This window comes from Pseudochrobactrum sp. AO18b (genome assembly GCF_000409565.1).
Taxonomy (GTDB): Bacteria; Pseudomonadota; Alphaproteobacteria; order Rhizobiales; family Rhizobiaceae; genus Pseudochrobactrum; species Pseudochrobactrum saccharolyticum.
Map to the genome: position 1 here is coordinate 43906 of NZ_ANNO01000052.1, position 20161 is coordinate 64066.

18 protein-coding genes are annotated in these 20161 nt (G+C 51.8%); 6 read left to right on the forward strand and 12 right to left on the reverse strand.

All coding sequences use genetic code 11. The annotated features are described in order from the left end of the window. Positions 1 to 43: 43 nt before the first annotated feature. From A918_RS0102410 to A918_RS0102425, 4 genes are all read right to left on the reverse strand, one after another. A complete protein-coding gene (locus tag A918_RS0102410; protein WP_028233275.1) occupies positions 44 to 1060 on the reverse strand; it encodes a PotD/PotF family extracellular solute-binding protein in 1017 nt (338 codons plus the stop codon). A 109-nt stretch (positions 1061 to 1169) separates the two neighbouring features. After that, on the reverse strand, positions 1170 to 2225 hold the full coding sequence (locus A918_RS19205) for a LacI family DNA-binding transcriptional regulator (protein ID WP_022709511.1): 1056 nt from the start codon (positions 2223 to 2225) through the stop codon (positions 1170 to 1172). Between the two features lie 101 nt (positions 2226 to 2326). Continuing rightward, a complete protein-coding gene (locus A918_RS0102420; RefSeq protein ID WP_022709512.1) occupies positions 2327 to 3460 on the reverse strand; it encodes a sterol desaturase family protein in 1134 nt (377 codons plus the stop codon). After that, positions 3457 to 4077 (reverse strand): phosphatase PAP2 family protein, encoded by a 621-nt coding sequence (locus A918_RS0102425; protein ID WP_022709513.1) that lies wholly within the window; start codon positions 4075 to 4077, stop codon positions 3457 to 3459. Before A918_RS0102425 ends, A918_RS0102420 begins: the two co-directional genes overlap by 4 nt. 176 nt (positions 4078 to 4253) lie before the next feature. Between A918_RS0102425 and A918_RS0102430 the strand changes: the two genes are divergently transcribed. From A918_RS0102430 to A918_RS19210, 4 genes are read left to right on the forward strand one after another with little or no spacing between them, the layout of a single operon-like run. Continuing rightward, complete coding sequence (locus A918_RS0102430) at positions 4254 to 5276, forward strand: 3-oxoacyl-[acyl-carrier-protein] synthase III C-terminal domain-containing protein (RefSeq protein WP_022709514.1); 1023 nt, start codon at positions 4254 to 4256, stop codon at positions 5274 to 5276. Next, entirely contained in the window at positions 5276 to 6253 is a 978-nt protein-coding gene (locus A918_RS0102435; protein ID WP_022709515.1) for an NAD(P)-dependent oxidoreductase, read from the forward strand. The genes A918_RS0102430 and A918_RS0102435 overlap by 1 nt, the downstream gene beginning before the upstream one ends. Further along, positions 6237 to 7097: an MBL fold metallo-hydrolase gene (locus A918_RS0102440; RefSeq protein ID WP_022709516.1), complete on the forward strand. Its 861-nt coding sequence runs from the start codon at positions 6237 to 6239 to the stop codon at positions 7095 to 7097. The genes A918_RS0102435 and A918_RS0102440 overlap by 17 nt, the downstream gene beginning before the upstream one ends. Beyond that, complete coding sequence (locus A918_RS19210) at positions 7094 to 8368, forward strand: F390 synthetase-related protein (RefSeq protein WP_022709517.1); 1275 nt, start codon at positions 7094 to 7096, stop codon at positions 8366 to 8368. Before A918_RS0102440 ends, A918_RS19210 begins: the two co-directional genes overlap by 4 nt. 31 nt (positions 8369 to 8399) lie before the next feature. On the opposite strand, the gene A918_RS0102450 is transcribed toward A918_RS19210, so the two are convergent. Both A918_RS0102450 and A918_RS0102455 read right to left on the reverse strand, forming a co-directional pair. Then, positions 8400 to 9212 carry an arginase family protein gene (locus A918_RS0102450; RefSeq protein WP_022709518.1) on the reverse strand — a complete coding sequence of 271 codons (813 nt, stop codon included), beginning with the start codon at positions 9210 to 9212 and terminating at the stop codon, positions 8400 to 8402. Between the two features lie 99 nt (positions 9213 to 9311). Continuing rightward, the gene (locus A918_RS0102455) at positions 9312 to 9875 is read right to left on the reverse strand and encodes a hypothetical protein (RefSeq protein ID WP_022709519.1); all 564 of its coding nucleotides are present in this window, start codon (positions 9873 to 9875) and stop codon (positions 9312 to 9314) included. Positions 9876 to 10099: 224 nt separating this feature from the next. Between A918_RS0102455 and A918_RS0102465 the strand changes: the two genes are divergently transcribed. Continuing rightward, positions 10100 to 10813: a DUF6683 family protein gene (locus A918_RS0102465; protein ID WP_022709521.1), complete on the forward strand. Its 714-nt coding sequence runs from the start codon at positions 10100 to 10102 to the stop codon at positions 10811 to 10813. Between the two features lie 20 nt (positions 10814 to 10833). On the opposite strand, the gene A918_RS0102470 is transcribed toward A918_RS0102465, so the two are convergent. Continuing rightward, complete coding sequence (locus A918_RS0102470) at positions 10834 to 12621, reverse strand: monovalent cation:proton antiporter-2 (CPA2) family protein (RefSeq protein ID WP_022709522.1); 1788 nt, start codon at positions 12619 to 12621, stop codon at positions 10834 to 10836. A 132-nt stretch (positions 12622 to 12753) separates the two neighbouring features. Next, a complete protein-coding gene (locus A918_RS0102475; protein WP_022709523.1) occupies positions 12754 to 13497 on the reverse strand; it encodes a hypothetical protein in 744 nt (247 codons plus the stop codon). A gap of 270 nt (positions 13498 to 13767) precedes the next feature. Between A918_RS0102475 and A918_RS21230 the strand changes: the two genes are divergently transcribed. Further along, the gene (locus A918_RS21230) at positions 13768 to 14448 is read left to right on the forward strand and encodes a lysozyme inhibitor LprI family protein (RefSeq protein WP_022709524.1); all 681 of its coding nucleotides are present in this window, start codon (positions 13768 to 13770) and stop codon (positions 14446 to 14448) included. A gap of 117 nt (positions 14449 to 14565) precedes the next feature. Here A918_RS21230 and A918_RS19220 read toward each other — a convergent pair whose 3' ends face one another. From A918_RS19220 to A918_RS0102500, 4 genes are all read right to left on the reverse strand, one after another. Then, a complete protein-coding gene (locus tag A918_RS19220) occupies positions 14566 to 16962 on the reverse strand; it encodes a TonB-dependent receptor (RefSeq protein ID WP_022709525.1) in 2397 nt (798 codons plus the stop codon). A 165-nt stretch (positions 16963 to 17127) separates the two neighbouring features. Continuing rightward, a complete protein-coding gene (locus A918_RS0102490; protein ID WP_022709526.1) occupies positions 17128 to 18087 on the reverse strand; it encodes a FecR domain-containing protein in 960 nt (319 codons plus the stop codon). Beyond that, positions 18084 to 18614 carry an RNA polymerase sigma factor gene (locus tag A918_RS0102495; RefSeq protein WP_022709527.1) on the reverse strand — a complete coding sequence of 177 codons (531 nt, stop codon included), beginning with the start codon at positions 18612 to 18614 and terminating at the stop codon, positions 18084 to 18086. Before A918_RS0102495 ends, A918_RS0102490 begins: the two co-directional genes overlap by 4 nt. Before the next feature lie 303 nt (positions 18615 to 18917). Continuing rightward, on the reverse strand, positions 18918 to 20039 hold the full coding sequence (locus A918_RS0102500) for a porin (protein ID WP_022709528.1): 1122 nt from the start codon (positions 20037 to 20039) through the stop codon (positions 18918 to 18920). Between the last annotated feature and the right edge of the window lie 122 nt (positions 20040 to 20161).

Here is a 20161-nt window from a genome sequence, read left to right on the forward strand (position 1 = left end):
TGAACTGCAAATGTTACGGGCAGCTGCTGTTATTTGGGCCGGATTACTGGCCGATTTTGGCGTTCCATTCTTTCAGCCATGTGTCACGGTTGTCGAGAACGACATCAGACGGAATGAGCTGAAGGCTTTTAGCGGTTTCTTCGCCATAGGTAATATTATCAGCAACTTCGTCAGAAACCTTAACTTCCTTATTGGCAGGGCTGTCGACCAGCTTTTCAGCAATTTTGGTCTGAATTTCTGTTGAGAGCCAGAAGTCCATGAATTCCAGCGCCAGATCGCGGTTCTTGGAATCTTTGGCAACGACCATCACATTCATGCCACCGGTCTGGCCTTCTTTCGGTGTTGCCCAGCCGAGCGGCAGGTCAAGTTTGGTGAAAGGCGCCCAGGAGAAACGGCCGATTGGCGCTGCCCAGATTTCTTCCTGCTGCATCAGCTGCACGAGCTGCGAGGATTTGACGTAGAAAGTCACAATGTCATCAGACTTTTCACCAACCGCAGCAATGGCGTTTTTCAGATCAGCTTCATTATGGCCAAGGGATTTTTCCAGCATGTAAAGCGCTGTCGGGCCCTGATTGGTGGTTACATTCGGGAAAGCAATATGCGGTGCATATTCAGGCTTCAGCAAATCTGCCCAGGACTCGATTTTCATCTTGTCTGTGCGGTAGACGATCGAGGTTGCATAGAATGTATAGCCAACGCTCATGCCGTCTTTGTTCGGGTCTTTGGCAATGTCGTAGAGCTTGTCGAAGTTGGAAAGCTTCGATGTGTCGATCTTGTCGATCAGGCCGGCGCGGGAAGCCTGCAGCGCATCAGCCATAGAAACAACAGCCATATCCACAACAGGGCTGGCTTTGTTGGCTTCCATTTTAGCCAGACGCTCTACGCTGTTGCCGGTTTCAACAACCAGTTTACAGCCGCATTTTTCTTCAAACGGCTTGTAGAGGATTTCTTTAAAATCATCCTGCGCAAAAGCGTAAACCGAGATGGTCAGGGTTTTGTCAGCGGCATAAGACGCTGTGGTCAGAAGCGCCATGGTGGATGCGGCGATGAGTTTCTTCAGCACTTTTAAAGTCCTTTTGCGGAGTTGGAGCATTTCCAGAAAAAGTGGGAACCGGTTGTTCGTCCGGATAATGCGATAAGAACAAAGAGACAGAGCATTTCTGATGTTTTCATTGATACTGGAAATGCTCTGATGAGTGATCGAACAGAATAGAACGGCATGTTTGGCGGGCAATCAGCGTCATCGGTACGCGGGAGGTGCCGAATGTCGGCACCGGTCCTTTGCGATTTTCACTTTTGCTCTCAATCACCTGTACCAGTGAGGCAATGGCAATCTCACCGATGCGCGGCAAATCCATGCGCACGGTGGAAAGCGCAGGCGTAATGCCCGAAGCCCAAAACAGGTCATCAAAACCAATAACACTGACATCATCCGGCACGCGGTACCCGCTGTGATAAAGCTCGGTCATCGCACGCAGGGCATGCACATCAGACACGGCGGCAATGGCCGTTGTGCCGGATGCAATTTTCTCATTCAGGCCGAGATGGGCACCTTTGCCGAATTCAGCCTCGTGATGTTCGATCCACAGAACATCAATGTCTGTTTGTCTGCCTAATCCTGCGCGAATACCGCCTAAGCGGTCATTTTGCACGATAGAGGCCGGATTTTTACCGATCAGCAGCACTTTACGGTGTCCGCCGGACAGCAGATGTTGTCCTACCAGTTCGCCGCCCTGCCAGTGATCCGCCGCAACAGTATTGCCGGGGGTTGAAGGGCTGTCGATCACCGCGACAGGAATATCCAGATCCGCAATGCGGGTGCCAAGACGCGGTACAATCACCAGACCATCGACACCATATTCAATCAAGCGGTTGATCGCCTCAGTCTGCAGACTGACGTCGCCGCGCGAGTCTGCAATCAGAATACCATAACCGGCAGCCGCAGCCGCTGCTTCAATCGCCTGTGCAATCTGCGGAAACAGCGGATTGGCAATATCCGGCAAGACCAGACCCAGCACGCTGTTGCGCCCTGTGCGCAAAGCCCGCCCTGTATGGCTCGGGACATAACCCATCTGGGCAGCTTTAGTTTTAATGCGGGAGATAAGACTGGCCGATACGCGTCCTTTGCCGGACAAGGCATTGGACACCGTTGCAACTGACACGCCAAGAGCCTTAGCGACATCGCTAAGATTGACCGTTTGTTTTGGTTGCAGGGAATCGGACATAAGACGATCTTGATTAAACGATTAATCATCTTTCGATACGGCTTCTTCGCCGGAGAGTCAATGCGACTAAGACGGATGTTTTACCGGATAAGTTGCAGAGATTATTTCAGGGTATCAGCGCTGTGGATTACGGCAGTGCGCCCCCAGCCGAATAACACTGCGGTACTGTGTGCGGCTAAGGCAGTCATAGAGACCATCCAGAACAGACCGTGCCATTCAAAATACAGCGCAAAACTGAGCAGCATCAGCCATGTAATCGCAAACCAGCCTAGAACTGCCCATTGTCTGCCCTCACTGATACCGCCTAAAGCAATGGAGCCGGTTGCGAGGAAAATAAACAGCAAAGCCTGTTCTGTGACAGATTGGCTGAGCTGATAGCCATAGAGCCAGATATAGCCGGTCACGAGTGCAAACAGGATGACGGCACCGCTTAAGATAATAAAACCGGAGCTGACAAAATCCGGCGCTTTCTGTTGTTTCTTCTCTCTGCGTGCCTGCAAATATTGGCGGAAAGGCTCATTGCTGGCAATAAACGGGTTCTGAGAAGACTTGTTGCCTTTTACACCATAGGCGAAATCTGTTTCAGGCAGATCCGGACGATAGGTGCCGAACAGCCTGTCCCAGAACACAAAACTTCCCGCATAATTCGAGTCCGAATAGGCTCTGTCATCCACATGATGGATGCGGTGATGCGCCGGTGTGACCAGAATATATTCCAGAAAACCAAGTCTTGGCGTGAGAGCGCTGTGGTTCATCAACTGAATGGCATAATGCAGCACTGAAACCGTGATGAAGACGGATAGCGGAACGCCCAGCAGTGCCATAGGGATAAAAAAGGGAATGGAAGCGAGGGAGGAATACCATGAATTGCGCACGGCCAGCGACAGATTGAAATGCTCTCCCTGATGATGCACCACATGCACAGCCCAGAGCAGCGCGAATTTATGATGCAGACGATGCAGCCAGTAAAAGCAGAAATCCCACATCAGAATAGCAAACAACCACAGCCAGACCGGTGACCACTCCGACACAATATTCAGGCTGAAATTTGCAACGATAAAACCATAACAGGCAAGTTCCAGACCACGAAACAGCCAAAGCATCAGATGGCCGGAATTGAGGTTGAACACCACATCATGCCAGTCGACTTTTTCCTTGCCTGTTTTGCTCAGGATAATCATTTCACTAAGCACAAGGATAATCAGCAGAAAAATCGGAAAGGTAATAGCGATCATGTGGCGCGCCTCACAGCCATTTCCGCTCTCATATTCAGCACCCGCTGAGTGAGCAGGCCTGCACAGATAGCCAGAGCCGTGCCGCCGAGCAGGTCTACGAATTGGTGGCGATGTAATTGCAGAATAGACACTGTAATCGCTGCGCCCCACAGAGCTATAACGGAACTGCGCAGAATATGCGTTCTTTGCCAAAGCGCACAGACTGCCAGTATTGTGAGCGTCACATGCAGGGACGGCAGGCAGTTCTGCAATGAATCATATTGGATCAGCAATTTCAGAACCGAGGCGCTGAATGTATCCTGTGTAACCGGCGGAAACTGCATTGTTGTCGGCCAGAAGGTGAAAATGATCCCTGCGCCTAAGGCAGAAAGCTGCATGGATCTCGCCAGCCAGACCAGCCGTGTTTGCGGGCAAAACAGATATGCCATCGCCACCAGCGGGAAAAAAGACAAGTATAGCCAGATAGCATTTGGGTCGAAATCAAACCACAGATCAATCGCTGACGGTTGCAGCATGATGGCCGATGCCTGATCCTGACTGCTGGTCAGGCTGTAAATCAGCCCGACAGCACCCCAGCCGGTCAGCATAGTCCAAAGGCGCAAATACAGCGAATTCATCCGGTCTCCCGCTCATTTCCCGTCTGCGAAACATGGTCTTTCGCTGAAGCACAGACCCGTTAAATAGCCTGACTTTGCCGTCATTGTCACTAAACTCCGTTACAAAACGTCTCTTGACCGGGGCGGGCTATCATGCGACCCCGTTAAAGAACACCATAATTTAATTGCGAGTATCAATGGCCATCGTTGAAAATGGTGCGGGAAGTCCCGGATTGAAACCAGGGTTGAAAATCGCAGGAACCGGCGCTTATCTGCCTGAAAAATGTGTTCTCTCCACGGAAATTGATGCGATGCTGGACTGGCCGTCCGGTACTGTGGAAAACCGCTTTGGCCTCAATGCCCGCTATGTGGCGCAAGGTGCGGAAACCAGTTCTTTCATGGCTGAGCAGGCCGCATTGCAGGCACTGGATGCTGCCGGTATTGCGCCGCAGGAGCTTGATCTTATCCTCGGTGCCTGCGGGGTTATGGAGCAGGTTATTCCTTCAACCGCCACATTGGTTCAGCACCGGCTGGGTTTGGGGAAATCCGGTATTTCAGCTTATGATGTGAATGCAACCTGTCTCAGTTTTATTCAGGCGCTCGATCTTGCCGCTATGAAAATTCAACTGGGGTTTGCCCGCAATGTACTGATTTTTTCCGCAGATATTGCCTCAGTCGGTCTGGACTGGAATGAGCCGGATGTTGCCGCCATTTTTGGCGATGGTGCAGCGGCCGTTGTGCTGACAGCCGATGGCGAAGGTCTGCTTGCCAGCCGTTTTGAAACCTATTCGGAAGGGCGCGATGCCTGTGTGCTTGCTGGTGGCGGCACGCGGATATCAGCCGCGGTTGATCCGGTGGCGGCAGCGGATGCCTCTTACTTTCGCATGAACGGGCAGGCGGCTTTCCGCGTAACAGCGCGTTATCTGCCACGGTTTTTGAAGCGTTTATTCGCGCAAGGTGAACTGAATATTGCGGATATTGACTGCATCATTCCCCATCAGGCGAGCGGCCCGTCGCTGACACACGGGCTGGCACGGATCGGACTTCATCCGGATAAGGTTATTCATACATTTTCGCGTTTCGGCAATCAGATCGCCACGTCCATTCCGATGGCACTCCATATGGCGGTGACGGAACAACGGCTTAAGCGCAATGATCTGGTTTTGCTTGCCGGTACTTCGGCAGGGATTTCCATCGGCGGAACAATATTGCGGTATTAATGGCAAAGATACTTGTGACAGGGGCAACAGGATGCCTCGGCAACGCTCTGGCAAAATATCTGTCTGCGCAGGGACATCAGGTTCTGGCACAGGGGCGTGATGCGCGTGCCGGTCAATTGCTGCAAGCGCACGGGATTGAGTTTATCTCTTTTGACCTGCGCGCCAATTATCCGGCGCAAGCCTTTCAGCAGGTTGATATTGTCTTTCATTGCGCCGCTCTTTCAACAGCTTGGGGCAAAGCGGAAGATTTTCAGGTGATTAATGTAACCGCGACACAGCACCTGCTGGATGCTGCACGCAAAGCGGATGTGGCGCGGTTTGTCTTCGCATCTTCACCGAGTATTTATGCCAACGGAGAAGACCGGTTTAACCTGGCGGAAGATGCGGAATTGCCTGCAAATTTCCCCAGTCATTATGCCCGTACCAAATATGAAGCGGAATGTTTGGTGCTTGCTGCAGACCGGCAGGGAGCTATGCGCACCAGTGCCTTGCGTCCCAGAGCGATTTACGGCACCGGTGACCGCTCGCTGATGCCGCGTTTGTTGCAGGCAATCCGTCGCGGGCGGGTGCCGATGATCGGCGGCGGGCAAAGCCGGATAGATATCACTCATGTGTCGGACGCAGCACAGGCTATGGCGCTGGCCGGTTTCAGTGAAAATGCCTGCGGTGAGGTTTTCAATATCACGTCCGGCAAGGCTTACCGTTTCTCTGAATTGCTGGCAGCGGTCTGTGCATTAAATAATGCTCATCCGCGTGAAATTCATATTTCCTATGGTAATGCCATGCGGCTGGCCAAAGGGCTGGAATTTTTGCATCGCATTTTCGCACCTGACCGCGAGCCGGTGCTGACCTGTCAGGCGGTGGCATCGCTCGGTTGCAGTCTGACACTGGATATCAGCAAAGCGCAGGTAAAATTGGGATACAGACCGGCCGTGGCGATTGAGGACGGGATTAAAGATTATGCCGGCAATCTCTGAAACCATTCTGGATTTTACATCTTTTCATGTCGGCTATTGCAGGGGGCCGCTGGCGATGACGCAGCGCGGTGCACCGTGGCGTATCGGGCGTTTTCCTGCCGGTATTGCAGTGCTGCGCCATCCGGTGCGCGGCACAATTCTGTTTGATACGGGTTACGGAAAGCTGTTCGGAGAGGCAACGGCAGCTTTTCCCGAGCGGATTTACCGCTGGCTGACACCCGTTACCTTTGATGCTGATGACAGCCTGCCAAAACAGTTGCAAAAGCGCGGCATTGCTCAGCCCGATCTTGTTTTTCTTTCGCATCTTCATGCCGATCATGTGTCGGGCCTGTTCGATCTGCATGCAATACCGCCGGTTATAACATCGCGTCAGGCGATTGAGAAACTGGCCGCGCCCCGTCTTGCGACTTTAAAGGCGGGATGTCCGGCGCTCATCCGCGACAGGCTGAAATCTCTGAATTTGCAGGCCATCGAGTCATTGCCTTGCGTCAGCCTTGCAACTTACGGGCTTGAGGCTTTCGGCAATGGTTATGACCTTCTGGGCGATCAGTCGGCGCTGGTCGTGGAACTTCCGGGGCATGGTTTCGGCCAGACAGGTTTGTTTCTGCCTGCCACATCACAAGGCGCAATTTTTCTGGTGGCGGATGCAATCTGGAGCCTTGAAGCACTGAGACAAAACCGGTTGCCGCCCGATATGACTTTGCGCCGTCTTGGCGACCGCAATGCTTTTCTTGAGACTTTTGCAAAGCTGCGTGCATTTCATCTGACCAATCCGCAGGTACGGATTATGGCCTCGCATTGCACGGAAGCCTATCCTTTGAACAGCCACGGGGAGAGAGGATGACCCCGCTTTCCGTCTTTCTCCGTGCCCGATATGGCAAAGGTTTTGCATCCCGTGAGGCGATTTCGCAGCATCAGCAAAAGGCGTTTCAGCATTTGCGCCGCAATATCATGCCGCGCTCCCCTTTTTATGCGCCTTATGCCGGTAAGCCGTTATCTGACTGGCCGTTGATGAATAAAGCTCTGATGATGGAGCATTTCACCGATATCAACACCGCTGGTATCACGAAGGAAGAAGCGCTGCATATTGCACTGACCTCTGAGCAGGAGCGTGATTTCGCACCGATGATCCGCAATATTGCTGTGGGGCTTTCTACCGGCACTTCAGGACAACGCGGACTTTTTGCCTCGAACAAGCGCGAGCGGGCATTATGGGCCACGCTGATGCTGGGGCGCTTTTCACCGTCATTTCTGCAGCGACAGCGTGTGTCTCTGTTTCTGCGTGCCAATAATATGCTCTATGAGCGGCTGGGCAATGCGCTGATCAGTTTTGAATTTTATGATCTGTTACAATCATTTAACAGCCATTTGCAAAGGCTTGCGGATCAGCAACCCACAGTGCTTATCGCACCAGCACAAATTCTTGGTCTTCTGGCACAGGCGCAGAAGGAGCGGATAATCAACATTGCTCCGCGCTGTCTTATCTCCGTGGCGGAAGTGCTGTCACCGGAGGACAAAAGCGCGATTGAAGCGGTGTTTGGCGTGCGGGTCGATCAGGTCTATCAATGCACGGAAGGTGTATTGGGCATGACCTGCCGCGCCGGTAACCTGCATCTTAACGAAGCCTATGTACATATTGAGCGTGATATAATTGATGAAGCCAGCGGCGCATTTGCTCCAATCATTACAGATCTGACGCGCGAGACACAGCCGGTGCTGAAATATCGTCTCGACGATATATTAATTCCCGATAATGAGCCTTGTCCGTGCGGTTGTGCCAGTCTTCGTCTGAAGCGGATTGAGGGGCGCTGTGATGATATTCTCTATTGGCGCACAGCAGACGGCACATTGCGTATGATCCCGTCTGATCTTATCCGGCAGGCGATGGCAACAGCCAAGACCGGTATCAGCGATTACCGGACTGTACAGCACGGGCAGCAGCTTCTGGAAATATGGCTGGAAGCGGCTGCTTATGAACAGGCCTGTGCAGAGGTAGCGCGTAATTTGGCGGAACAGGCTGTGTCAGTGAAAGCGCAATTGCCGGAACTGCGCTTTCATACAGGTATTCATAGGCAGCACGATCAGAAGCGACGGCGCGTCATCGCTAAGCCCTGACACTGCTTGTGAGTAGTCAGCAGGTTGGACATTACCCTTTTGTGAATAAAGGAGTGACAATCTCTTTCAGAATACCCAGAGCCGCGGCATTGGCCTGATCGTCATCCGATGCTTCAAATTCCGCAAGTTCAATCCCTGCAATTTTCTCACGCGGCAGCGCTGCAAATAATGCGCGGAGTTGTTCCGGTAGCAAGCCGTCCTGCACTTTATAAGCGGCAGGCACAAAGCCCGGTTCAAGCGCATCCCAGTCAACATGAATCCAGACCGGTGCATCGCCGGTGGCTTTCATAATGGCTTCCGGTGTTACTTCTGATGGCGGAATAACGCGGACACCGGCTTTTTGCAGCAATGCAGCTTCTTCATCATCAATGTCCCGTCCGCCGACAATAATCACCTGTTCCGGCCGCAAGCCGCTCCCTGAGCCACTGTCCCACAGGCCGCAGGCCGCAGCAACTACCATGCCGCCAAGATAGCCGGAGCCGGTTGTAGCAGGAGTGTTGAAATCGCCATGAGCGTCGATCCACAAAACCACACTGTCCGGTCGTTCGCGGGCAGCTACAGGCAGACTGGCGAGACTTGCTGAACAGGTATTGGCAAGCAAAACCGGTATCCGGTTTTGGCGAAGGCTGTTTGCCACAGCATTGCTGATAGCGGTTAATGTGTCATGCGCCTGAGGCAGGCTCTCTGACCAGTCATCCTCTTTGGCCGGTGAAGGTGTTCCGACCGTGGTGACCGTTGCGGGGATGAGCTCCCCAACCATAGCGGCGGTGAGGGCGGCACCGGGAATTGCGCCCGATGTACGGTCGGCAATACGGCCCTGAGAAAGAATGATGTCGAAGGCCATATCCGGTCTCGCTTTTCATGGTAACGGAATTTGCTGTTACGCACTTCTATAAGCGGGATAAATATTTGTCATCTTTAAACTTTTCCCCGAACAACATATTCAGTGCACGGCAGCGGCACGCAGGGATTGGTCAAATGCAGCACGCGCCGGACGCGACAGCGCAGATACAGAGTGGGAGAACCATTCTGCAATATCCTGCCCTGCTGCCGGTGCAGCCAGACCGGCTCCGGTGCTGAAATTTCCGATCGCTTGAGGGTGTTGGCTGAGCGCTGCGGTAATGCCACCGGCAAAGAAACCGGCATCTTTTGCATGGGGAAACCACACGCTGCCGTCTTTCTTCTCAGCCTTGTCCAGCATAGCACTATTCGCAATAAGCCCCGCCCATTGCTTGCCCAAACGCTCTGCCTGCCCATGTGACAGCATCGCAGATGCATATTGTTGCAGGGCTTTGCGCCCGCCAAGATTGCTCTGCAAATGATTGGCTGTTTCCGGAAGATTTGCTTCAACCGCAACGGCCAGTTTTTCAAGCTTTGCAGCATCAATGTCAGTTGTTGCACCGATGAAACTGTCCAATGTGATATTGGCCGCAAAAACCGGCGCACTATACAATGTTGCAATTGTAATAATGATTTTCAGTACCGGTATTTTGCGAATGATTGTCATAGCTGTTTCAACTCATGAAATAGGTGAAATTGTTCCATTGACTGAAATATTCAATATCAGCGCTTTCCGGTGGTGACATTACACTTATTGTTTCAACCGTCGTTAATCAAAGACGCGGCCACAGACTTTTATGAAGCTTCGGCCACTTTATGGACACAGAAAAATCATCTGCTACCATGGTCTGAATATTCTGAGCTTTCCTCAACGTGATACGGAGAGACTGCATGAGTAGCAAACGCCTCAGCTGGGCGGTTATCCTGTTCCTCGGAATACCGAATTCCGGCATGGCGCAGGATTATCTGTTCCAGAATTTTGCGGCAAGTGATGCCCTCGGACAGATGCATCAGTCCATGCGCGATAATATGATGCCCTCTGCGCGGGAGCGCCCTGCACCGCAGAGGAAAAGCAAGCAAAGAGCGGTTTCCACAACCTATCGTGCATCTGCGGCTGTATCATTACAGGTGCAAAGACAATTTACGGATTTCGTGGAAAAAACATCGGGACGTCAGGCCGGACACCAGGTGCGGGAAATCTTCCGCAAGCGTAATCCGGTCGCCAGTTGGGTCAGTATTGTTAAGGCAGACGGATTTCGCTCCGGCGATGTGGTTGATGCCGTTGCTGCCTATCTGATCCTGAACTGGATGATGGCCAATGACAGCGATAATAATCAGCAGCAAGCGAGTGCTGTGCGGCAGCAAATCCGGCAGGCCTTGAGCAATAATCCGGGATTTTCCCGCTTGGGTAATGATGAGCGTCAGGCGCTCGCAGAAACCTCAATGCTGAATTTTCTTGTCCAGCATGCGGCCTATATTGATGCGCTCAAACGCGGTGACAAAGTGATGATCCGCCGTCTCAGTGATGCGGCGGTTGCCCGTTTTCAAAACCAGATGAATATGAACCTGCGGGAAGTGAAAATAACCGCAGCGGGCTTCCGGTGAAGTCTGATGCATGCTGACGGTTATTGAGGCGTATCTTCTGCGGTGCTTGTTCTTGCCGGTTGGGTCAGCGGTTCCGGCACAGGAGTGCCGGTGAGTAATTGTTCGCGTCCGGAAAAAATGTCACCCTGAACCTGTTCTGTCAGGCGTTTGGCATCGCGGCTGCGGATATCATAAAGCGTATCAACCGCGCTTTCGTCATCAAGACCGAGCTGGCGCAGCCCTTCCATACCGAAAAGCAGTGCAGATTCAAAAGTTTCGCGCAATTCGAAATCAACACCGGCCTTACGCAATTCAATGGAGTGGGTTCGGTCAAACGATCGTACAAGAAGTTTTGCAACGGGAAAATGCTGTTTAATCAGATCAACAATGTGATTGGTCACTTTGGGATCATCAATACAGATCATAATAATTTCAGCTTCATCTGCACCTGAATGATGCAATATATCGAGCCGTGAACCGTCACCATAGAAAATCCTGAAGCCGAATTTCTGCGCTTCACGGATGCGGTTCGGATCGGATTCAATGATGGCGACTTCTGTCTGGTGCGCCAGCAGCAATTGTGACGCAATCTGTCCGAAACGCCCGAAGCCGATCAGCAAAACCCTGCCTTTCAGATTGCAAACTGGCTCAACGCCGTCAAGGGAGGTGGTTTCCTGTTTCATAAACCTTGCGCCTGCCAGCAGGATCAGCGGCGTGACGGCCATGGACAGAATAATCACCGTTGAAAACAATGCATTGTCGCGGGCATCGATAAGGCCGTTGCCGAAAGCTGAAGTGTAGAGCACGAAAGCAAATTCACCGCCCTGCGCAAAGAGCAGGGTACGTTCCAGTGAATGATGGTGGCTGGAGCCGAAAAGCCGTGCAACACTGTAAATTCCGACGGCCTTGGTAAGAATATAGGCAATCAGAAATAAGAGGATCGTCGGCCAGTCGGTTGCGACAATGCCGAGATCGAGCGACATGCCGACGGCAAGAAAAAACAGTCCCATTAAAAGCCCTTTAAAAGGCTCAATGTCGCTTTCAATCTGGTGGCGATAACTTGATCCGGAAAGCATTACGCCAGCCAGAAAGGCACCCATTGCCATGGAAAGGCCGCTGGCTTCCATCAGCAATGCGGCGCCGAGCACGACAATCAGGGCACCGGCCGTCAGAACTTCACGGGCACGGGCGCGTGCCAGCAAGGCAAAAAACGGATCAAGCAACCATCGTCCGACGGCGATCAGCAGCAGAATGGCACCGACGGCAATTGCGATACCGGTCAGGCCGCTGGCCTCCTGCTGCTGGGGTGCAAGAAAAGCCACCAGTGCCAGCAGAGGTACGATCATCAAATCTTCAAGCAGCAGAATGGAAACGGCTTTTTGCCCCTCAGGCGTCGCGATCTCACCGCGTTCCTGTAGCATGGACATAATGACGGCTGTCGAAGACAGGACAAAACCCGCTCCGGCAATCAGGGCTGTGACGGGCGCAAGACCGAGAAGCATTCCGACACCGCTGAGCAGGGCGATACAGCCGAGAACCTGTGCCAGACCAAGGCCAAAAATCTGATGCCGCATCGTCCAGAGTTTGCTTGGGCGCATCTCCAGTCCGATGACAAAGAGAAACATGACAACGCCGAGCTCGGAGAAATGCAGTATTGTGGCAGGGTCGGTAAACAGTCCCAGAACGGATGGTCCGACAAGAGCTCCGGCAGCGAAATAGCCAAGTACAGAGCCCAGACCAAGTCTGCGAAAAAGCGGTACAGCCGCCACACCTGCTGCGAGAAGTACCACTGCCGGTCCGAGTGTTTGTCCAAGCCCTTCTGCTGCCATAGACGCTCCGTTCCGAATGTTGGATTTTAAGTATTGCTTATATAAAAAGACATTATTTTTGTATTGCGGTCAATATAATTGCCGAAGGGGAAGTCCCCTCCGGCCGGTTTGCGGGTGTTTTCATCCGGCAGTTCAGCAGGAAGGAACGCGGCTCTGACCTTCAAGGGTGAAGCGCCCGTCTGCGCCGCGCTTATAGACTTCCTGAAAATTCTCTGATCCGCTCTTGTAGGAAACCGTAATGCTTTTGCCTTTTTCAGCGGCAGTAATCATGCCGGTAACTTCTTTGGCTGTTGCTTCATCACGGGCATCGGAAAAAGCGACTGGGATGCGTGCGATTTCAACAGGACCGGATGCGCCAAGTTCGGTCAAAACGCCGAATGAGCAGAAAAGTCCCTGTCCGCCGCCACCGCCTTCCGTGTAGAGAACCGGCGCGTCAGCAATATCTGCGCTCCATCCCCAGCTGTCTGCGGGATTACCGACAACGCCTGTCATGCCGACATTCAGCCATTCACCCTGAGATGTATAGGGATATCGCGGTTCGCCTGCATCATGGTCCAGATAATGGACAGCATTGAGACCTGAGCAAGCCTGACTGGTGCATTCATTGGCACCGGTACTTACAAGGGCAACACGGGTATCAGATAACGGGATGAATGCTAAAGGCACAAAAAGAAAATTATCATCGCCGACTGTGACTTTGGCCTCACTGCGCGCAGCTTTCGGGAATGCAACTTCAAAGGCTGCGGGCACACCGGCGGGAACGACATCGCGGTTTACGGCTGTTATTTCAAACAGGGGTTGAGCAGAGACTGCAACTGCCGGAACGGTCAGGAAAGTAGCCAGACCGCAAATGAGGGTAATATTGCGATATCTCATATAACCGCGGCTCCAATAATGTTGTTGTGTTGGCGTAAATTTTACGGGGCTCATAAAGAGCATTTTTTTTATATCTGGCGCAACAGGAAACAACAAAAACTGCCGGAAGATATAATTTCGTAATTATTGTTTCGATGTTAAAATTGTTGCTGATGAAATTGTGTAATCTATTGTGATGCGCTGATGCGGTTTTATGGAAATTCATTTTTGTATAGGTTGTTGATATTCGGTCTGACGACCGGTTCATATTTGCACTGAAAGGCTTTCATAATGCTGATTTCTTTGATGCATAAATCCGGCTGGGCGCTGGTGGCTTTAACCGCAGGTTTGATGACGGCTCAGGCTGCGCCTTCCTTTGATTGTGCAAAAGCATCCGGTGATGCCGAGAAGGCTATTTGTGCATCTGCGGTGATTGCTGCAGCTGATAAGAAACTTGCTGAAACCTATGCGGAATTGCTGAAGAAGCTGGATAATGAAGCGGCCGCAGCCCTGAGGAATGATCAGCGGCAGTTCATTGCAGACAGAGATGAACTTTTCAGTCTGACCACACAAACGCAGGAGAGGCTGACTGAGCGGCTTGAGTTCACGCTGACCAACAGGGAGAAAATCCTCAATGCTGTTGAACCAACGCCTCCGGCGGGATTGCAGGGTACATGGCGTAACAATAATGCGCTGCTCACAATCTCTGCCGATAAAGCGGGCAAGCTTACATTCGACGGTAATGGCACAGAACAGGTCACAGGCTATTGGACATGCAATGCTGAGGGTGTTGTCGAGCCTGATGGCGAAGCAAAAGGGAAAGTTGCTGTCGATAATGGCTGGACGATAGAGCTTACCCGTGCAGGTTCAGTTTTGAAGCTCACGGAAAACGGGCCTTCCGGCACAGTGCCTTATTGCGGATTGAACGGTGCAATGGCTGGTACATATTTCTATGTCGATGCTGCACATTAGAGCTCCGTGCCCCCGTTGGACGCACAAGGGGCGCACAAAACTCGCTCTGGCACTTTAAAATTATGCTCTAAGCGGAGCGCTGAAGTATCATCAGCGCTCCGTATGTTTTTATGCGGATCAGAAACGCAGTGTCATGCCGCCGATAACCGTGCGGCCACGTCCGAGTTTTTGTGCATCCATATATTGCGCCGGCTTGTAGGCCTGATTGGTGATATTCTCAATATTGAGAAAGAAGGTCGCATTTTCATTATATTTGTAGGAAGCATAGGCATCTGCAAGCATATAGCCTTCAACATCAATCAGCTGGGGTCCCATCGGCGGTTTCACCGCTTTGGTCTTGCCGACACGGCGGATTTGTCCGCCGACTGTCAGTTTTTCATCCAATGCGCGGAAACCGGCATTAATGGTCACAGTATAGTCCGGCAGACCATTCAGCTCACCAATTCCAAAGCCATCCGACCACATGCCATAAGGCAGATCTGTTTTGGTTTTTGAGTAGGAAATACCGGCAAAAGCAAAACCGCTGTCATAATTGGCTTCCAGTTCAAAACCTTTGATACGGGTTTTACCCGGTATATTGATGAATTTCAGCATCGGCATATTCTTCATCGAGTAAGGGCCCGATGTGATGTAATTTTCAACATCATTGCTGAAATAATTGGCTTTCATGCGCAGGGCATCGCCGGAGGCCAGCACATCCTTCTCCAGCACATTCACGCCGAATTCCCAACCCTTGCTGGTCTCGCCTTCGAGGTCAGGATTAGGACTGGTCGGGTTCGGTGTCTTGCCATGTGCGCCAGGGAAGAAAGTTTCAGTCACAGTCGGCGGACGGAAGGTTTTCGCATAGGTGCTGTAGAGCTGGATGCCGTCCACAGGTGTTACAGCCAGTGTGACCCGCGGGTTGAGGCTGCTGTCAGACCGGTCGATTGCTTCTAGCACGGTTTCGCTGCCGCGTTTTCTGGCAACATCACCCTGCAGCCGGAATGTGTCATAATGGAAGCCGGTTGTCAGATCGAACATGCCATAGGAAAAAGTCGCATCGGTAAACAGGCTGCCAATGCCGATTTTGCCGTCTCCGGGGCCGCCTGTGCCCCAGGACTGACCATTGGTCACATCATCATGATAGTATGCGCCGCCATAGGTCAGTTTCAGCGCAACATCATTGGTCAGATCCAGATGGCTGCGATTGGTGACATCAATCCCCATACCCTTATCGCGGGTGAACTGCCCTGCATAATTTCCTTCCGTAAATCTGACCTGCGCATCATTATAATAGGCGTTAACGGTCAGATCGATCAGGTCATTATCGGGCGTGAAATCATAGCGCGCCGTATAAGTCTGATTGCGATAGGTCTGCGGTTCACTGCGGATTGTGGATTTATTATTATACCAGACACCGCCCAGCAGCAGCTTGTGATCCTCACCATTGCCAAATTCCAGTTTGGCAAGGCCGGACTTCAGATCTTCCTGCTGGTTGGGATTGATCAGGCGGCGGCCTTTTTCATCCACCCCGCTTTTCGGTGCGCCGGAGTCGCGACGGTTAAAAGCCCCCATAAAACCGATACCATTTTGCGTGCGTGCACCGGCTGCAGCCATTCTTGACCAGTCATAGGCATTATTACCGAATTTAATGGTCGACATGGCACCATAGGAATTGCCGGGCAAGATCACATCATCAATACCCAGAGTGCGGAAATTGGCGGCCCCGCCCAGCGTGCCGACACCGGCAGCACCGCCCAGAGAACCGCGCCCCATATCCATTCCGGCCAGCAGATCACTGTCGACAAAAGCAGAGCCGCCGGACACGCCATGTCCCATCACGCGGATATTCTGGCGGGCACCGTCAATCATCATATTCACACGGCCATAGCCCTCCATGCCGCGTATATTGACCGCAACACCGGCACCGGACATTGCCTTGCGGGTAAATGTACCTGCAGATGCGCGCAGGGCATTATCAATATTACCGGCATTCTTCTCCTGAAGTGTAGCCGTATCAATGGAGGTTACCGCCGCAGTTGTTTCATAAGGAGCATCTTTACCGGCAACCAGACCGCTGACACTCGGCGTGCCGGTGTTGACGGTAATCACATTCAGCTGCACATCCGCATCACCTGCCTTTACTGCATTCTGTGCGCCGGGGCGGATCAGGGTGAAGGAGCGCGCATCATTGCGGCGATAGGAATAGCCTGTGCCGCTGAGCATTTGTGCAAGCGCAGCATCAACGCTCAGCTTACCTCGCACGGGTGCGGTGCGGATATTGGCGGGCAGGGTGCCGTCAACAAGAATATTCGTGCCGGTTTGCGCTGCAAAGCGCACAATCGCGGAAGACAGTGGTTGTGCAGTAAGCGAAAAGTCACGTTTTGCTTCTGCGGCAGCCGTCGCAGTTGCTTCAAGCTGCTGCGCATGAGCCGCAGGCATAATGAGTGCAGCAATCGCCACAGAACAGGCCCATATTTGCGGACGCAAAATCATACGCTTTTTGAGGTTTCCGCTTTTTACCGGCAATGGCATTCCGTTTCTCCAGATCAGCAAACAGGTTCTGACTGTAAGACGGAAAGCTTTTGTGATTTTCTGATAAAAATTATCATATTTTAAAAAATAATTTGAAAGCGCAGTTTTCCGCTAATTTGAAAGTGTTAGAGCGACCTATGTGTGCCAAGTCTGACACACGGCGCTCTAGGCGCTATAAATCAGCGTGCCCCATAGTGGTATATGGCGGGTCTTAATCGGCAATGTTTGGGTGAGTTGTGTCAAAACCGTATCAATATCCTGAATATTGACAACCAGTGTCACCGGACGTTGTGCAAGGCTGCTATCCATTAATATCAGCTGCTCTGCCGACCAGCGATTGAGCACCTGAACAATATCACTCAAAGGCTTGTCGATGAAAACCAGCCGTCCTTCCAGCCATGACAAATCAATCTGGTCGTCCGCAGGTAGCGGGGCGCTGATCTGCTGCTTTTCATAAGTGAGTTTTTGTCCCTGCTGCAACGTGACGGATTGTGCAGCATAATCAATGCGAACAGCATGTTCTGTCACCAGAACTTCAGCCAGATCATTGAGTAAAGCAATATTGAATTTTGTGCCAAGCGCTGTCACACGGCCGGAAGCGGCCTGAACACTGAAAGGTGTCTGACCACGTGCAACACTGAAATAGGCTTCTCCGTGATACAGGATAATATTGCGCTGCGTCTCTGTTATTTTGACGGACAGAGCAGTGCCGCCGGACATATGAATTTGCGAACCGTCCGCTAAAGCCACAAGACGGCGCTCTCCGCTGGCAGTTTGAAAATCCGGTGCGGTTGTTTTCACCACGCCATAGCTGCCTGCGCCAAAAGCGGCGAGCAACACTAATTTGCCGAAATTGCGCCGGTTCATGCGGCGCGTGGTCTTGCGCTTTTGCCTCCGGTGCATCTGCGCTGTAGCTGCCCAGAGTATTTCCGCTTTTCTATAGGCCTTGGCATGGTGCGGATCGGCTGCAATCCAGCGCTGATACGCGGCTATTGTCTCTTCATCGGCTTGTCCGTCACTCAGCACAGTAAACCAGTCGATTGCCCTGCGCATCACCGGATCAAGCGCCTGTTCGGCCTCCGCGCTCCAGTGTTCATTGTCGCTGATATCTGGTTTGGTGGTCATGCGCGTTTACCTGTCAGGCCGTTTTCCGCCTGACTGATGCGATATTGCAGATGGATCATCACGCGGTTCATCTGGCTATAGGCAGTTTGCAGCGGCAGATGCAATTCACGGGCAATGTCAGCAAATGTCTTGCCGTCAAGCCGCATGAGATAAACCCGACGCGGAATATCCGGCACTTCCGACAAAGCCTGTTCGAGTATGCGCATGAATTCAGCACTGATCAAAATTTCATCGGCCAGCGGCGCGGGATCGGCAAATGTTTCGCTTAATGCGGCGGTGTGGCCTGCCAGCGGGTTCAGTTTCTGGCTGCGGGCATGGTCGGTCTGCAAATTTGCCGCCACACGGAAAAGATAGGCTTTGTGATTATCGGGCAGGGTTGCAAATTTATTTTTACGCGCTGCTGTCATCAGGCGCAGAAAAGTCTCCTGAGTCAGGTCTGCCGCCACATCCTGCGCAGCACCACGGCGACGCAGGAAACGTTGCAGCTCTGCGCTGTAATTTCTAAAAAGGGAGGTGAAGTTCCACATTATCAGGTCAAAAACTACCGCTGCCGCATAAAGGATTCTGTCAGGAATTTTATGTGTGTAGTAAATATGACTTAAATAATCAAGTTAATCTATGTATTTGTATCCGGCTAATAAATGTCTCACCGGAGATAAATGATCGGCAGGGGCAGATACAAAAAACACGGTGAAAAGTCTCCTTTTCACCGTGTCTTCCCAACGTGGCTTTCATTATTAGTTTTTCAAAGACTGGAGGTCAGAACAACTATTAAATATCCACGTTTGTTAAAGAGACTTGTCGTTGAAAAATCTCCTTAATACTGTTCATCAGAAGGAGCGCTGGAAACGAACCACACCGCCGACAGCATCTTTTTCACCACTGAGAATACGAACAGGATGGTCTTTTTTCCATGTGGTGTAGTTGAATTCCGGAGTGATGGTGAAACCCGGAACCAGTTGATAGGCGACATTCGCAGCAAAAGCAGTTTTGCCCCAATCTTCATAAGCAGCCTGAATGTTGAAAGTCGCATTGTCGGTTGCTTTGTACTGCGCACCACCCCAGACAGCCCAGTCACCACCCCAGTTTCCATACATGCCGGTATTCTCTTCATAAGAAGCGTAACCGCCCTGCACCCACAGGGAGAATGTGTCTGTTACATTCACATCAAGGCGAACTTTACCGGCCCATTCTTCAAGATTGGAGTCATAGGCGACAGTGCCTGCAATAGCGCCCCAACCCTGTTCAAATTTCAGGCCGCCAACCACATGCGGCATATAGCTGTCGATACGGTTGTTGAAATCGCGCTGCAGCCAAACACCGGAGGCATCATCATAATAATTATCTTGCCCTTTATCGCCGCCTTGTTCGAGCGATATGATGGCTGAGAAACCATTGCCACCAGCAAAAGTATAGCTGATCAGATTGGTGCGGTAATAACCCGCTGCAACCACGTCATCATTGATGATGTCGCCGAGATATCCGGTGAAAGTATGAAATGCGGATTCATCCAACCCCATCCGCAGACTGCCAAGCTGCATATAAGCATAATTCAGCGTATGGGCGCCCTGTGAACCATTTGAGAAGTTGAAGCGGTTTTCAGTAAAAGTTTTAAGCGTGCCCAGTTCGGTTTCCGAAGTGGTATAGGTGCGCAGAGTGAAACGTGCGAGTTTATCCCAAGTGTCTTGATGGTCGCCATTCGCATCAACATAACCGAGTTTGCTGCCGGTGTAGGGATCATCGCCAAAAGATGCATCGTAACGAACATATCCGCCGATGCGTAAGCAGGTTTCTGTGCCGGGAATGTAAAAATAGCCCGCGCCGTAAGCATCGCAAACGCGCATATATTCCACGGCTTCCGGTTCCGGCGCAATAACAGCGTCGGCGGCCTGCGCTCCGGTTGCCGCAATAAATGCAGCAGCAGAGCCAAGAAGAAGACTCTTAATAGTCATGGCGTTTATCCCGCTTAGCTTTGTCAGTGTGAAATCTACTGGCTAAAGTTTACGGGTTGTGGTCGCTCTTACTACTGTAGAATCTTGCAGGATGCGGTGTAAATTTCAGAAAGCCCCCCCGG